The following is a 14,171-nucleotide window of genomic DNA, read 5'->3' as shown; positions in this document are numbered from 1 at the left end:
CGCCGTGCCGAATTATCGCTATCGCGCTCTGACCCAGGCCGGCGAGATCGTGAACGGCACGATCTCCGCCCCGACGGCGGCCGAGGTGGCGCGGCGGATCGAATATCTCAAGCTGCTGCCGATCGAAACCACCGAGGACAAGCGCGCATCCGGCGGCACCGGTGGCCGCAGCCTGTTCGGCCGGCCGAGCGCGGCCGAGGTCACTACGTTCACGCGTGATCTCGCACTGCTGCTCAAGGCCGGTGCGCGTCTCGACGATGCCTTGGAGCTGCTGTCGGGCGACGCGGACGTGGGCCGGATGCGTCCGGTGGTGGCGAAAATTCGCGCCGCCCTGCTCACCGGCGAGAGCTTTGCCGACGCGGTCGCCGATCATCCAACCCTGTTCCAGCCGGTGTACATCGCCCTGGTCCGGGTGGGAGAAATCTCCGGCACGCTCGATTCTGTGCTGGAGATGCTGGGTACCGAGCGCGCGCGTTCCGAGCAGATGCGGCGCAAGCTGACCGACGCCATGCAATATCCGGCCTTCGTGCTGGTCGCGGCGTCCGGTGTGATGCTGTTCTTCCTGCTGTTCGTGTTGCCGCAATTCTCGACCGTGCTCGGCGATTTCGGCGGCAAGTCGGACACGGCGCTCGCCAGCTTCATTGCGGTATCGGATTTCCTGCGCGCCAATGCCACCGCGGCAAGCCTGATCAGCGCGGCGACCATTGCGCTCGCATGGTGGCTGCTGCGGCAGGCGCGCGTGCGCGCCGCGTTGGTCAATGGAATTTCGCGGGTGCCGGGCATCAGCAGCGCTTTCCAGTTCTATCGGGCCAGCCTGTTCTGCCGCAATCTCGGCGTCCTGCTCGGCAGCGGCGTCAACCTCACCGCCGCGTTGCGCATCCTGGTCGACATCATGTCAGTGACCGGAAACGAGGCGAACTGGACCGCCGCCGCCGACCGCGTCCGCCATGGCGGCAAATTGTCGGAAGCACTCGCCGTGGCGGACAGTCTGCCGCCGATGGCGGTCCGCATGCTGCGGCTCGGTGAAGAGACCGGGCAGCTGCCGGTGCTGGCCGGGCGGGTCGCGGAATTCTACGAAGCAAAATTGCAGCGCAGCCTGGACCGGGTCGTCGGCATCGTCGGTCCGCTGGCGATCATCACGATCAGCACCGTCGTCGGCGGACTGATCGTGTCGGTCATGACGGCGCTGCTCTCGGTCACGCAGCTAGTCGGTTAGAGCAGGGGTCATCGGCCATGATATCGCGCAACACCATCATAGAGGCATTCGCCACGCGAGTGGAACGCGCTCGCGCGCCGTCGCAAAGCCAGAGGCGTTCGGGGCAGGAGGGCTTCACGCTGGTCGAGATGCTGGTGGTGATCGCGATCATCGGCCTGATCATGGGGCTGATCGGCCCGCGCGTGCTCAACTATCTCAGCGAATCCAAGGTCAAGACCGCGCGCATTCAGTTGCAGAGCTTCTCCAGCGCGCTCGACCTGTTCTATCTCGACGCCGGGCGCTTCCCGTCCACGGCTGAGGGGCTTGCCGCGCTGGTGCGGCGCACGCCGGGGGTCGCGGCCTGGAACGGCCCGTATCTGAAGGGCGGCAACGTGCCAAACGATCCCTGGAACCACCCCTATCTCTATCGCTCGCCCGGCGAGCACGGACCCTATGACATCGTCTCCTACGGCTCCGATGGTCAGGAGGGCGGCAGCGGCACCTCGGCCGATATCTCGCTCGAGAAGACCACCGCCGCCAACAACAACGACCAATAAGGATGCATGGCAAGCATGAATGACGCGACGCAGCGCGGTTTCACCCTGCTCGAGATGGTGTGCGTGCTTGCCATCATCGCGCTGCTGGCGGCCGTGCTGCTTCCGTTCATTCCGCACCAGACCTCGCGATCGCGCCTGCAGGCCTATGCGTTGCAGACCGCGACGCTGCTGAAGGCGGATCGGAATGCCGCCATCGAGCGCAGCACCAGCGTTGCGACGCTGGTCGATGCGCCGAGCCGGGTGATCCACTCCGGTGCGTCGCGCATGATGGTGCGGATCCCCGAAGACGTGCGGCTCGATGCCGTTCTGCCGCAGGGCTGTCAGCGCCGCGCCGCGCTGTCGACGATCCGCTTCTTCGCCAATGGCGGTTCCTGCGGCGGCTCCATCGCGCTGACGCGGCTCGATGCTGGATATGAGGTCCGCGTCAACTGGCTTACCGGAAGGGTTGAAATCGTTGCTCGCGACGTCGCCGCCAACTAACCGCGCTGATGCGGGGTTCACCATCATCGAGGTGCTGGTGGCGCTGGCGCTGGTGGCTGTCTCGATCGTTGCGATCGGCGCCGTCATGGGCGTCAAGACGCGCGGCGTGCGGGCGCTGGAGCAGCACGTGGCGCTGATGCAGGCGGTGCGCACCTTGATGACGGTCGGCATCCCGCCCCGCGCGGAATTGCAGTCGGGCACCTCGACGGGGCAGGCGGAAGGCTACCGCTGGACGATTGATGTCAGTCCGCTCGGCGGTGACTGGAAGGTGCCCAAGGGCAATGTGCCCTGGGCTCCGGAGCTGGTACGGATTCGCGTCAAATCTCCGGGCGGTGCGCTGTCCGACATTCGCACCGTGCGCCTGATGCCGAGGTCGTCGGAATGACCCGGGCATGGGCAGACCAGCGAACGGGCGAGCGCGGCTTCACGCTGATCGAGACCATCGTCGCGCTGGCGCTGATGGGGCTGTTGCTGTCGGCGCTCGCCAGCATCACGGCGCAGTGGCTGCCGAGCTGGAACAGGGGCCTCGACCGGATCCAGCGCAGCGAATTGATCGGGATCGCGCTGGAGCGGATCGGCGCCGATCTTGCGGCCGCGGAGTTCGTTGCCGCCAACCGCGACAGCCACAAGCCGCTGTTCGACGGATCGGAGTTGTCCGTGATGTTTGTGCGCACGTCGGTGGGGCCGAATGCCGGGGCGGGGCTCGACGTGGTGCGCCTTGGCGAGACGAGCGATCGCGGCGAGTTCGTCACGGTTCGCACGCAGACGCGGTTCACGCCGCTGGCTGAAGGGGTGTCGCTGTCGGAACAGGTCCATCTCGCCAGCCCGGTGGTGCTGCTGCGCGCGCCCTATCGGCTGTCGTTCGCCTATGCCGGTGCTGACCGGGCCTGGAAGAGCGCGTGGAAGGACTCGGACAGACTGCCGGCGATGATCCGGCTGACCGTGCGCGACGCGGCGAGCCAGCGCGTCCTGTCGGTTTCGACCATCGCGCCGGTCCATGTCCAGATTCCGAGCGACTGCACCAAGCCGGACGGCAATTGCGGCGACAAGCAGAGTTCCGGCAGTGCCACCGATCAGGGGAAGACGTGATGGGCGCGTCCGGCAAGATCGGCCGATCGCCGGCCAATCGCGGTTTCGTCATCGTTGCGGTGCTCTGGATCCTGCTGGCGCTGTCGTCGCTGGCGATCATCTTCTCGGCCTATCTGGCCGCGTCGGCGCGCGCGCTGGCGGCCAGCGATCTGTCGTTGCAGACCGAGGCGCTGGTGTCGGCCGGGGTTGAGCTCACCGCCTATCAGCTGACGCTGACGGACGAGAAGACGAGGCCGCAGCAGGGGACGTTTCATTTCGGTCTCGACGATGCCAGCGTCGATGTCACCTTCACGTCGGAGGCCGGCCGCCTTGATCTGAATTATGCATCGAAGGAGATGCTGATCGGCCTGTTCGTCGTGCTCGGCGCCGCGGCAAGGACGCCGCCGCCGAATATGCCGACCGGATCGTCGGCTGGCGAACCCGGCCCGCGCCGGGCAGCGAGAATGTGGAGGCGGCACGCTACAACGCGCTTGGCTATTCGCCGCGGCAGGGGCTGTTCACCCATGTCAACGAGCTGGCGCTGGTCGCCGGCATCCCCGAAGCGTTTGTCGATCGCGTGTTGCCGTTCGTGACGGTGTTCAACGGCGGTCCGGATGTTGATCCGACCATCGCCGCGCCGGAAGTCGCTCTCGCCGTCGATAAGACGTCGGGGAAGGACCAGGACGGCTTCGCGGCGCGCCCGGCTTCGCCGAACGGCATAGCTGCCGGAACGCAGGCCCCAAGCCAGCAAAGTGCGGCATCGACGGCGCAGAGCCCGTGCTATCGGATCGCAATCTCGATCCGCTTCCGCAACGGTCACCGCACCACATCCGAGGCGGTGATCGCACTCGGCGACAAGGTCGAGCCCTATCGGGTGTTGTCCTGGCAAAACGACGTCGAGCCGCGAAACCCGGTTCTGCTGCGCAAGAGAGGATGATGGCAATGCTTGCCGAGGCACGGCAATGGTTCGAGCAATGGATCACCGCGGTCGCGACCACCGTCGACGGCGTCGCCGGCAGGTTCATGCGCCGGCGCAGCATCGAGCTCGACGAGAATGGCGACGGCACGTTCACCGCCCGCCTCGCGGTCTCGAAGGGTGGCTCGCCTTCGATGCCGGTTTCGTTCCGGCTCGATCACGATGCGCCGCAGCCTCCGCTGCCGGCGGAGTGGAAGACCGCGTTCGACGGCAGCCGCATCGAGGTACGTTTGCGATCGGATCAAATCGTCAGCCGCGTGCTCGATTTCCCGAGCCAGGCAAGCGACTTCCTCGACGGCATGATCCGCGCGCAGGTCGACCGGCTGACACCATGGAGCGCCGCCGATGCTGTCTTTGGCTGGAGTTCGCCGCAGCCGATCGCCAATGACCGCATTGAAGTCGCGTTCGGCGCGACCGCGGCGACGAAGGTCGATCCGTTGATCCGGATGGCGAGGATGCTCGGCGCCGCCTCCATCGCGGTGTTCGCGCCGGCGGTTGGCGGCGACGGCGCCGCGCAGCAGGTGACGCTGCTCGACAAGTCGCTGCGCGGCCTTGCCGGGCCTTCGGTTCCGCGCCTGTTGCGCGTCGGCCTGGTCTCGACAGCGGCCGCGGCCGCGGGCTCGCTGCTGCTGAACATCTATCTCGGCGGGCGGCTGCAATCCGAGCAGGACGATCTGCAACACCGGATCGTGCAGCGCCGCGCCGCGCTGCGTCTCGATGCCAATGGCGACTCGTCCGGGCTCGGCCTGCTGGCCAAGCGCAAGCAGACGACGCCGTCGAGCGTCATGGTCCTGGAAGCGGTCTCGCGCGTGCTGCCCGACACGACCTATGTGACGGAGCTTCGCATCGAGGGCAACAAGGTGCAGGTGGTCGGACTGACCCAGGATGCGCCATCCCTGATCCGGTTGCTGGAGCAGTCGCCGCAATTCACCCGCGCGACGTTCTTCGCGCCGACGACGCGTGCGGCAAATGAATCGGCCGAGCGGTTCCACGTCGAGGCCAACATCACTGCTTATTTTGGGTCCGGCTCATGAGCGCAGCATCCCGATCGCTGACCGCTGTCAGCACCTCGCCAATGGTCGCGACCGCGAGCTATCTCGGCCTGTTCGTGCTGCTGCTCTTTGTCGTCATCTCGTCACTCTCCGACATCATCGGCCTGCGCAGCGATGTCGCGGCAGCGGCCGGAATGCTCGAGCAACTGGAGGGGAGATCCAGGGCGAATACCGCGCCCGGTCAGCCGCCGATGCCGACCGGCTCGGCCTATCTCGAGGGGGCGACCGTCACGGTGGCCGGCGCCACCTTGCTGCAACGGGTGTCGGGTGCGGTGATCAAGGCCGGCGGCAACGTGCTGTCGACGCAGCTCGACGTTCCGAACGCGCCGGCCAAGGCCGGCTTCATCAGCATGGTCGCGAGCAGCGAGATCGAGCAGGCGCAATTGCAGCAGGTGCTCTACGATCTGGAAGCCGGCATGCCGTTTTTGTTCATCGACCAACTGGTCGTGCAACCCGTCGCCGACGAGGCCGCCAAGGGCGCCGATCCCGGCAAGCTGCGCGTGCTGCTCGGCGTCTCCGGACAATGGCGAGGAGCCAAATGATGCGACGCTTCGCTGCGACCATCGTGCTGTTGGCGATGTCGGCCTATTCGGCGCCGGCTGCGGTGCCTGCCTCGTCCGGCGATGCATTGGACGCCGGGATGCTCGACGATACACGCCTCGGTGGACCGGTGCTGAGTTCACCGCCGCCGTCCGAACCGGTGACATCGGTCCGGGTGGCCCCGTCGCCGGCACCGACGCCCCGGCCGCTCAGCGCCAATCCGTTATGGGGCATCCCGCTCAAGACGCTGTCCAACACGCGCGACCGGCCGGTGTTCTCGCCGTCGCGGCGGCCTCCGCCTGCCGTCGTTGCGGAACCGGAGGTCAGCAAGCCGGCGCCGCCGCCGCCGCGCAAGGTCGCGATCGAGCCACCGCCGCTGTCGCTGGTCGGCACCATCGCGGGAGATGACGAAAGCTTCGGGATCTTTCTCGATCAGTCGACCAAGACGGCGCTGCGGCTGAAGATCGGCGACGACTTCCAGGGATGGAAGCTGCGGTCCATCAACGGCCGCGAAGTCACGATGCAGAAGGACGATCAGGGGGCCGTGCTCACATTGCCCCAGCCCGGTGGCGACGAGAGCGGCGATGTCCGCCTGGTTCCGGTCAGCACGGAAAGGAAGCCCTTGGCCGCGCGGCGCCAGATGTGATGCGCGTCGGACCGAGATGCTAGTTCAACGCGAGCCAGCTCTGAAGGGCCGGCGTCACGAGAAGCCCGAGCGCCAGAAACGGGCCGAACGGGATCGAGGTCTGGCGCTTCATCTCGTGACCTGCGAGTTGCAGGCCGCCGGCAACACCGAGCGCCGCGAGTGCCGCGATCAGCAGCAAGGTCGGAACGCCTGTCGCGCCGACCCAGATCGCCGCGGCGGCAAGAAACTTGACGTCGCCAAGTCCCAATCCGTCGACATGCCGCAAGGCGAAGTAAAGACGCTGCAGTAGAAGGAACACGATGCCGACCAGGACCGCAATCGCCATGGCGGTGAAGGCGGCCATCGTGCCTTCGGTGACGACGACGTTGGCGAGACCGAGCGCCGCGATCGCAAGGTTCAGCCAATTCGGGATGATGCCGTGGCGAAGATCGATCAGCGCGACCGCGCAGCAAAGCATGCAAAGCGCACCGTAAGATCCGATAAAATAAAGGGCTTCGCGATCAATCTGCATGGCGACGGACAAGTGTGACAGATGCGGACGTTGTGTTGCAACAACTCACGCGCGTTGAACAGTCCAATTTCAATCCGTCTGCAGCAGCGCGAACGAGTTTGCAAAATTGTGATCGTCATCGACGATCGCGAAGCAGAAAAGATGCGACAAAAAGTCTGCGCTGTCACAAATCCGCATAGGATACCGACAATAGTTCGCCCCGCTACATGCCGCGAGCCCTTCGTGGCAGACGAGTGGGTTGACTATGCACAAGATGCAAGTGGCGGCGTGCCTTGCTTTGCTGGCAGCGTTCGCAGGCGTGCGCGCCGCGAATGCCGGCGCTCTCGAGGAGGGCGCCGAGCGCTACCGGCCATATTTGATCGAGGGCGTCGCCAGTGCGCTGACAGGCGCGCGTGCACTGCGCGAGCGCGCCGCAGCGGCGGATTTGCCCGGAGCGAAGAAGGCCTGGCTGTCGGCGCGCGCCGGCTGGGAGCGCTCGGAGGTGTTCACCGCGGGCTTCGTGCCTGAGCTCGATGCGCAGATCGACGCCTGGCCCAACGCGGACAGCGGGTTCCACGCCATCGAGGCGAAACTGTTCGGAGCTGCCAGCACCGACGTTGCAACGGATGCGACCGGCCTTGTCGAGCATCTGAACGATCTCCACGGCAAGCTCAAGGATATCAAGCTGACGCCGCAGGGCCTTCTGGATGGCACGGTGCGGCTTGCCTACGAAGTCGGAGAGAGCAAGGCAGATGGCGGCGAGTCGCGCATTAGCGGCACCTCGCTGGACGACATGCGCAACAACATCGCCGGCATCGACTTCGCCTACCACACGATCTTCTCGGCCGCGCTCAACACGGTCGACGGCAAGCTCGACGAGATGGTGACCAACCGGATCGAACAGCTCGAAGCGATCGTCGCTACGCCCGACCTGCCGCATGTCAACATTGCCGATCTGCGCCAGACCAGCGAGGAACTGGTGGTTGCGTTGCAGAGCGCCTCGGCAAAGCTCGGGCTGCAGCGGCCGACCCTAGAGGCCCAGGCGCGATGACATCGCTTCACCTGCGTCTGGCCACGCTGCTCTCCGGTGTCATCGCCCTGGCACTGCTCGGGCGTGCGGTGGCGTTTCCGGTCGACGGTGACAAGACCGTGCTGCCTGTCGCGACCGAACTGAACGAGGATGCGCTCGACAAGCCGCGCGAGGTGTTCCAGTCCGAGCGGACCGGAGCCAAGTCGTATCTGGTGAATCTCGGCGATCTCGCATTCAATTCGCCCGGGCTGCTCGGTGAGGTGGCGCGGCAGGCCGGCGTGAGCTGCGGCACCTGCCACGTCAATGGCGCGAACAACGCCAAATTCTTCATGCCGAAGATGTCGAGCCGGCCCGGCACGTTCGACACCACCGGTCCGCTGTTCAATCCGAAGGCCAACAATCTGGCGTTCGATCCCGTGCGGATCCCGAGCCTGCGCGGCGCCCGTTATCTAGCGCCCTACGGCGCAGACGGCCGATTCGCCTCGCTGCGCGACTTCGTCCACAACGTCATCACCAACGAGTTCGCAGGTCCCGAGCCGTCGCCGGCGACGCTCGATGCGATCGTGGCGTATATTCACGACATCGACTTCCTGCCCAATCCGAGCCTTGGTCCTGCCGGACGGCTGGCCGGCAAGATCAGCGACGCGGAGCGCCGCGGCGAGGTGCTGTTCGCAAAGCCGTTCCCGCACGATCCCGCGCTGAGCTGCGCGGGATGCCACGTTCCGTCGTCCGGCTTTGTCGATCACCAGCAGCACGATGTCGGTTCGGGCGGACTGTTCAAGACGCCGACGCTGCGCAATGCCGATTTCAACGCGCCGTACTTTCACGACGGCCGCTTCGACAATTACGACCAGGTCGTCGATTATTTCGACCGGACCTTTCAGCTCGAGCTCTCGGCGCAGGACAAGGGCGACCTCGTCGCCTATCTCACGGCAGTCGGCGATGGCGTTCAGCCCTATGAGCGCGACGGTGCCGGTGCAACGTTGAAAGAGATCAACGATTTCTCGATGGTGCTCGCGACTGCGATTCCGGCAGGTGACAAGGACATCGTCGCGCTGGCGGTCGATACGATCGGCCGCGAACTGCGCGAGTTGACCGAGCAGTATCCCGACCGCAAGAACACCAGCGTCTCGGGCGGGGAGCAGCAGCGCGTACTTGCGCGCAACGGCCTCAAGGAGCTCGTGCTCACGCTGCGGCGAATCGAGATGGCGGTTGCGGCAGGGCGCAACGCGGATGCCGCAACCGAGTTCAGGAATTATCGCAATCTGATGGCTGCTGCAGTGCCGGCGCTGTTGGCCAGCGCCGAACCGTGGTCGCTATTCAATCAGGGCGTGCATGACCAACATTATGCTGCACTTCGCCAGGTGATGCGCTCCAGGCACCTTTCGCATTGATTGCGTTGTATTGAAGTGATTTTGCGATCTGCGCTGCGGGCGCGGATGCTCGATCAATTTTCGATCATTGGTTGCATGATTGAATCGTGGAGATGCACCGCGCGGCGGCAGATGTCTCCTTAGAAAATATTTGAACGTTTCGAAATTTCTTGCGCGCTTTCACGTAAGCGAAAATTATGCGTCATATTGTCGCACTAAGCAGTGTGTGTTGCTAACCGCAAACACCCTGAGGTCGACAATGAGTTTGAATTACAAAAAGCACTGGCGAACCAGCACCGCGCTCTGCATCGCGTCAACGGTGCTCGTCGCAACGGCCGCATATGCTGCTCACTATCCGGGCGGCCGCAGTGATTGGGACAAGCGTCCGCATCACAATCACCAGGCGCACGAAGAGGGCGATCGTGCGAATCATGGGAACCATGGCCATCATGGTGACGGCGATCACGGCGTGAAGACCGCGTCGCCGATCAAGCACGTCATCATCCTGATCGGTGAGAACCGCGGCCTCGATCACACCTTCGGCATCTACAAGCCGAAGGGCAAGGGACAGACCATCTCCAACCTGTTGTCGAAGGGCATCGTCAACGAGGATGGAACGCCGGGACCGAACTTTGCGCAGGCGCAGCAGTCCTCGGTCGCGGGCCAGCCCTTGTACTATATCGGCGCACCGACCATCGCGAAGTCGCCCTACAACGCGACCAACCCGATGCCGCAGCCGAACACGGCCGGCACGCCGACCGCGCAGAGCGACACCGCGCCCCCGTTCAAGACGATCGCCGAAGCCAGCGTCGAGAAGGACATGGACCCGGCCGATCTCGATATCCTCACCACCGGCTTCAGCGGCCTGCCGACCGGTGTGCTGGATACCCGCATTCCCGGCGCCGGCGGTCTGAACGGACCGTTCCAGTTGCAGGGTGAGCAGATCAGCGACGACGACTATACCGGCGACTCGACGCATCGCTTCTATCAGGATTGGCAGCAGGAAGACTGCAGCGCCGCCAACGCCACCAAGAAGAACAATTCGGGCTGCCTGAACGATCTGTTCCCGTTCGTGATGGCGACCTATTCGGCGTCCAACAAGAGCATGGCCAACTCGATGGGCTTCTACAATGCCCAGCAGGGTCAGGCTCCGGTCCTGAAGATGCTGGCCGACCGCTTCACCCTGAGCGACAACTTCCACCAGTCGTTCCACGGCGGCACCGGCGCGAACCACTTCATGCTCGGTACCGGCGACGCGGCCTTCTGGAGCGACGGCAAGGGCAATCCGGTGACGCCGCCGGCCAACCTGATCGCCAATCCGAATCCGGTCGCGGGTTCGGTCAACCGCTACACTGTCGACGGCAATTGGAGCAATTGCTCTGATGTCTTCCAGCCCGGCGTCAAGCCGATCGTCACCTACCTCAACAATCTGCCGTACGCGGCGGAGCCGAACTGCAAGCCCAACCACTACTACATGCTCAACAACGTCAACCCGGGCTATCTGCCGAACGGCGCGCTGTCGGGCGGTAACAACGTGCCGCCGTCGTCGGTTCGCACGATCGGCGATGCGCTCATGGAGAAGAACGTCTCCTGGGCGTTCTATGGTGGCGCGTTCAACGACGCCGTGGCGCTTTCCAACGCCGCGGTTGCCGCCAATCCGTCGAACCCCAACCTCAGCGCCGCTGCGGTCGCCGATCCGGCGCACGCGCTCGGTGTTGCCTACTGCCAGATCTGCAATCCGTTCCAGTATGCGACCTCGATCATGGCCAACCCGGCCGTGCGTCAGGCTCACATGAAGGACACTGCCGATCTGATCACGGCGATCCGGAACAACACGCTGCCTGCGGTGTCGTTCGGCAAGCCGGACGGCCTGCTCGACGGTCATCCGCAGAGCTCGAAGGTTGATCTGTTCGAGGCCTATGTCCTAAACGTGCTCAACTCGCTGGACAACAATCCGGAGCTGAAGGCTGAAACCGCGGTCTTCATCACCTGGGACGAGGCCGGCGGCTATTGGGATTCCGGCTACCAGCAGTCCATCGACTTCTTCGGCGACGGACCGCGCATTCCGACCCTGATCCTTTCGCCCTATTCGACGGGCGGCAAGGTCAACCACAACTACGCCGACCACGTTTCGCTGCTGAAGTTCATCGAGCGCAACTGGGCTCTCCAGCCGCTCACGAACCGCAGCCGCGACAACCTGCCGAACCCGACCTACTCGAAGAACAACGAGTATGTTCCGACCAACAGCCCGGCATTGTCCGACATGTTCGACGCGTTCGACTTCAGCAAGCCGGTCACGTTGTCCTACACCGAGTGATCAAGCTCTCGCCCACGGCGAGGTCTTGACTGCATCCAAGGGCGGCGCCGATCGAACCAATGGTTCGGTCGGCGCCGTCATGTTGTGTCCCTGCCACCTGATCGACCGGAGACATGCGATGAAACGCAATAGGAAGACGTGCGCGATCAGCAGCAGCGTCGCGGCTAGCCTGCTTGCCGTCGCCATCCTGGCCGGCGCGGCGATCCCGGCCATGGCGCAGCAGTTTTCCGCCGACCTCGTCGCGAACAAGGACGACACGGCAACCGCCATGGGAGCCTTGCGGGTCTCGGGCGGAAAAGCACGGATCGAGACAAGCGCGCTGCCCGACGGGTTCTTCCTGATCGATACGGGCAAGCCCGCGGCCTATTTCGTCCGTCCGGCGGCACGGGCTTACATGGACGCGCGGCAATCGAGCCCGCTCACCCGGATGTTCATTCCGGTCGATCCGGATGATCCCTGCCGGCAATGGCTGGCGATGGCGCAGCTGTCCGCGCCGATTGACCTCGCGACGTGGCACTGCCAGCGCGATGGAGCGGAAAGGATCGCGGGGCACGATACCGATGTCTTTCGAATCGCCGCGCCGTCCGGTTTGAGCTTTGTCGGCTGGATCGACCGCGCGCGCAGATTTCCGGTACGGATCAAGACCGCGGATGGGACGGTGATCGCTGCCGATCACATCCGCGACGAGCCGCAGCCGGCGCAGACGTTTGAAATCCCCGCAGGCTTGCGCAAGTTCGACCCGCAAGCGCTGATCCGTCGGATCCAGCAGAGTGACGTATGGGTTGAGCCGCCGGCTTCGGAGTGAGCACGCTGTCCGTTATTGCGACTGCTGGCTTGTCACCGGCAGGATCCGGCCGAGCGCGGTGTAGTGCGACTGATGCACGTTGCTGTTGAACAGCGACCAGGGTTCGGCCTTTTTCAGAGCGACGGGTACGTCGAAGTGCACCAGCTGCGCAAAGTTGCGATATTCGGCCATCGCATCGTTGATACGGCCGGCGCCGACGTCGAGATCGATGCGGCGCAGGGTGAGAACGAGGTCCTTCAGGATCGCGCGCGCCGCCAGCCGCTCGTCCTTGCCACCGATCGAGGTGTTCCTGATGTCCGGGATGCGCTCGGTCAGTTCGCGCAGTTCGGCCCCGACCCCGGTCACGGCCAGTGACACCACCGCGGTGTCGGCAGCCGGGATCGCGACCTCGAGGACGCTCGAGAGCTCGAGCACCTCTTTCATCCGGAGCATGACGCCGTCCTTGTCGAACGGGCGTTCGCCGTCGCCGACCGCATTCAGATAGGCCACGAGGTCCTGGGTGTCCTGGCTCGATAGTTCGAGGTCGAACACACGATCGAAATGATCGACCACCTGTTCATAGGTGTCGTAGCGGCCATCGTGGAAATACGGGGCGTTGAAGTTGGCGTTCAGCAAAGTCGGGGTCTTCACCAGTCCACCGGATCCGACGTCGTGGCGCATCTGGTCGTTGAAGGTACCACCCGGAACATGACAACCGGCGCAGCTCAGCTCGGCCTGCTTCGGGAACGGCTTGAAGAACAGCGCCTCGCCGCGGCGCTCGGCCAGGCTCGCCTGCGCGGCAAGCCTGCCGCCGGGTGCAATCTTCGGATTGGGGAGAAAATCGATATCGTTGATATAGGCGACGAGGCCGTCGAGAACCTCGTCGCGCGGCTTCGGACCGGAAAATTCATTGACGATGACATTATAGACGAAGTCGCGCAGCGAGGTGATGCGCCCGTCATGTCCGTAGGGGGCGAGGAAGCGGGCGCCGCGCAGGCTCGGAATCCTGACCGGATCGAGGATGCTGTTGAACGTATTCGCGTTGAAGGCAAGGCTGGTCGTATCGAAGGTGCCGGGGCGGGAGGATGCGCCCGGAACGAACAGTTTCGGGTTCGATGCGCCGTTGACGTGACAGGTGCCGCAGCTCATCTCGGCCTGACGCGCCTTGCCCCCCAGGATGGAAGGCGAGTTGAACGCAAGCTCGCCGAGATTGACCAAATAGGACTTTCGCCCGCCGACGGCTTCGGAATGAAAGAGTTCGCGCGGCCGCGCGAGCGCTTCCTCGGAAAATTCGGTGCCGGTCGGCAGCACGGTCTGGTCGCCGCCGAGCGGGAACGCCGTCGCGCGCAACGGGAGCAGGGCAACGACGAGCGCCAGCCACGCGCCCCGTGCCGGTCTGACGCCGCGATCGGCGGCTGTCGCACGATGTTTTCCGGAGCCGGACACGAGAATATCCCAAGCCATTGCGCGAAAACGCCCCTGTCACAAATGCATATGCGCTGCCGTGCGTCGGAAGATGTCACGGAGGTGACAGTTTCCAGTCGGCAGGATCAATGACCATCTGACTGGATAGACGAATTTTGATTGCGGTTTGATGACGCTCGATCAGCGAAGCGCAACGCAGTCTGCGTTTGACAGGATGAAAGTCTGTTGGTGCGCGAGC

The 14,171-nt window shown here is 64.5% G+C and carries 15 protein-coding genes and 1 pseudogene; 14 read left to right on the top strand and 2 right to left on the bottom strand.

The window, feature by feature from the left end; all coding sequences use genetic code 11:
- Positions 1-4: 4 nt before the first annotated feature.
- The 10 genes and pseudogenes from ACVMB1_RS29220 to ACVMB1_RS29175 all read left to right on the top strand — a co-directional run bounded on the left by ACVMB1_RS29220 (position 5) and on the right by ACVMB1_RS29175 (position 6,514).
- Entirely contained in the window at positions 5-1,216 is a 1,212-nt protein-coding gene (locus tag ACVMB1_RS29220; RefSeq protein WP_076827376.1) for a type II secretion system F family protein, read from the top strand.
- A 17-nt stretch (positions 1,217-1,233) separates the two neighbouring features.
- On the top strand, positions 1,234-1,752 hold the full coding sequence (gene gspG, locus ACVMB1_RS29215; protein WP_141340059.1) for a type II secretion system major pseudopilin GspG: 519 nt from the start codon (positions 1,234-1,236) through the stop codon (positions 1,750-1,752).
- 15 nt (positions 1,753-1,767) lie between these two features.
- Complete coding sequence (locus tag ACVMB1_RS29210; RefSeq protein WP_076827491.1) at positions 1,768-2,232, top strand: type II secretion system protein; 465 nt, start codon at positions 1,768-1,770, stop codon at positions 2,230-2,232.
- Positions 2,198-2,617 carry a prepilin-type N-terminal cleavage/methylation domain-containing protein gene (locus tag ACVMB1_RS29205; protein ID WP_244558790.1) on the top strand — a complete coding sequence of 140 codons (420 nt, stop codon included), beginning with the start codon at positions 2,198-2,200 and terminating at the stop codon, positions 2,615-2,617. The genes ACVMB1_RS29210 and ACVMB1_RS29205 overlap by 35 nt, the downstream gene beginning before the upstream one ends.
- Positions 2,614-3,321: a PulJ/GspJ family protein gene (locus ACVMB1_RS29200; RefSeq protein WP_076827380.1), complete on the top strand. Its 708-nt coding sequence runs from the start codon at positions 2,614-2,616 to the stop codon at positions 3,319-3,321. The genes ACVMB1_RS29205 and ACVMB1_RS29200 overlap by 4 nt, the downstream gene beginning before the upstream one ends.
- A gap of 325 nt (positions 3,322-3,646) precedes the next feature.
- Positions 3,647-3,841 (top strand): annotated as a pseudogene (locus ACVMB1_RS29195) (hypothetical protein); the annotation flags it as partial.
- Positions 3,842-3,880: 39 nt separating this feature from the next.
- A complete protein-coding gene (locus ACVMB1_RS29190) occupies positions 3,881-4,237 on the top strand; it encodes a hypothetical protein (RefSeq protein ID WP_456849401.1) in 357 nt (118 codons plus the stop codon).
- A complete protein-coding gene (locus tag ACVMB1_RS29185; RefSeq protein WP_076827384.1) occupies positions 4,237-5,310 on the top strand; it encodes a PilN domain-containing protein in 1,074 nt (357 codons plus the stop codon). The genes ACVMB1_RS29190 and ACVMB1_RS29185 overlap by 1 nt, the downstream gene beginning before the upstream one ends.
- Positions 5,307-5,870, top strand: coding sequence for a type II secretion system protein GspM (gspM, locus tag ACVMB1_RS29180; RefSeq protein ID WP_076827386.1), 564 nt, complete (start codon positions 5,307-5,309; stop codon positions 5,868-5,870). The genes ACVMB1_RS29185 and gspM overlap by 4 nt, the downstream gene beginning before the upstream one ends.
- Positions 5,870-6,514, top strand: coding sequence for a hypothetical protein (locus tag ACVMB1_RS29175; protein WP_456834694.1), 645 nt, complete (start codon positions 5,870-5,872; stop codon positions 6,512-6,514). The genes gspM and ACVMB1_RS29175 overlap by 1 nt, the downstream gene beginning before the upstream one ends.
- A 19-nt stretch (positions 6,515-6,533) precedes the next feature.
- Here ACVMB1_RS29175 and ACVMB1_RS29170 read toward each other — a convergent pair whose 3' ends face one another.
- A complete protein-coding gene (locus ACVMB1_RS29170) occupies positions 6,534-6,971 on the bottom strand; it encodes a prepilin peptidase (protein ID WP_063790104.1) in 438 nt (145 codons plus the stop codon).
- Between the two features lie 298 nt (positions 6,972-7,269).
- Between ACVMB1_RS29170 and ACVMB1_RS29165 the strand changes: the two genes are divergently transcribed.
- The 4 genes from ACVMB1_RS29165 to ACVMB1_RS29150 all read left to right on the top strand — a co-directional run bounded on the left by ACVMB1_RS29165 (position 7,270) and on the right by ACVMB1_RS29150 (position 12,529).
- Positions 7,270-8,055 carry an EfeM/EfeO family lipoprotein gene (locus tag ACVMB1_RS29165; protein WP_057017731.1) on the top strand — a complete coding sequence of 262 codons (786 nt, stop codon included), beginning with the start codon at positions 7,270-7,272 and terminating at the stop codon, positions 8,053-8,055.
- Positions 8,052-9,428 carry a cytochrome c peroxidase gene (locus tag ACVMB1_RS29160; protein WP_076827391.1) on the top strand — a complete coding sequence of 459 codons (1,377 nt, stop codon included), beginning with the start codon at positions 8,052-8,054 and terminating at the stop codon, positions 9,426-9,428. Before ACVMB1_RS29165 ends, ACVMB1_RS29160 begins: the two co-directional genes overlap by 4 nt.
- A gap of 244 nt (positions 9,429-9,672) precedes the next feature.
- Entirely contained in the window at positions 9,673-11,724 is a 2,052-nt protein-coding gene (locus ACVMB1_RS29155) for an alkaline phosphatase family protein (protein ID WP_076827494.1), read from the top strand.
- A gap of 118 nt (positions 11,725-11,842) precedes the next feature.
- Complete coding sequence (locus ACVMB1_RS29150; RefSeq protein ID WP_244558793.1) at positions 11,843-12,529, top strand: hypothetical protein; 687 nt, start codon at positions 11,843-11,845, stop codon at positions 12,527-12,529.
- Positions 12,530-12,541: 12 nt separating this feature from the next.
- Here ACVMB1_RS29150 and ACVMB1_RS29145 read toward each other — a convergent pair whose 3' ends face one another.
- Positions 12,542-13,954 carry a cytochrome c peroxidase gene (locus ACVMB1_RS29145; RefSeq protein ID WP_244558794.1) on the bottom strand — a complete coding sequence of 471 codons (1,413 nt, stop codon included), beginning with the start codon at positions 13,952-13,954 and terminating at the stop codon, positions 12,542-12,544.
- Positions 13,955-14,171 lie beyond the last annotated feature (217 nt).

This window comes from Bradyrhizobium sp. USDA 4504 (genome assembly GCF_054063995.1).
The sequence above is the reverse complement of the archived record's forward strand: the minus strand, read 5'-3'. Positions and strand labels throughout refer to the sequence as shown.

Excerpts from the sequence above, each read along its gene's own strand:
- ACVMB1_RS29165 (WP_057017731.1), top strand. The coding sequence starts at position 7,270 with ATGCACAAGATGCAAGTGGCGGCGTGCCTTGCTTTGCTGGCAGCGTTC.
- ACVMB1_RS29175 (WP_456834694.1), top strand. The coding sequence starts at position 5,870 with ATGCGACGCTTCGCTGCGACCATCGTGCTGTTGGCGATGTCGGCCTAT.
- ACVMB1_RS29210 (WP_076827491.1), top strand. The coding sequence starts at position 1,768 with ATGAATGACGCGACGCAGCGCGGTTTCACCCTGCTCGAGATGGTGTGC.
- gspG (WP_141340059.1), top strand. The coding sequence starts at position 1,234 with ATGATATCGCGCAACACCATCATAGAGGCATTCGCCACGCGAGTGGAA.
- ACVMB1_RS29185 (WP_076827384.1), top strand. The coding sequence starts at position 4,237 with ATGGCAATGCTTGCCGAGGCACGGCAATGGTTCGAGCAATGGATCACC.
- ACVMB1_RS29150 (WP_244558793.1), top strand. The coding sequence starts at position 11,843 with ATGAAACGCAATAGGAAGACGTGCGCGATCAGCAGCAGCGTCGCGGCT.
- ACVMB1_RS29170 (WP_063790104.1), bottom strand. The coding sequence starts at position 6,971 with ATGCTTTGCTGCGCGGTCGCGCTGATCGATCTTCGCCACGGCATCATC.
- gspM (WP_076827386.1), top strand. The coding sequence starts at position 5,307 with ATGAGCGCAGCATCCCGATCGCTGACCGCTGTCAGCACCTCGCCAATG.
- ACVMB1_RS29160 (WP_076827391.1), top strand. The coding sequence starts at position 8,052 with ATGACATCGCTTCACCTGCGTCTGGCCACGCTGCTCTCCGGTGTCATC.
- ACVMB1_RS29200 (WP_076827380.1), top strand. The coding sequence starts at position 2,614 with ATGACCCGGGCATGGGCAGACCAGCGAACGGGCGAGCGCGGCTTCACG.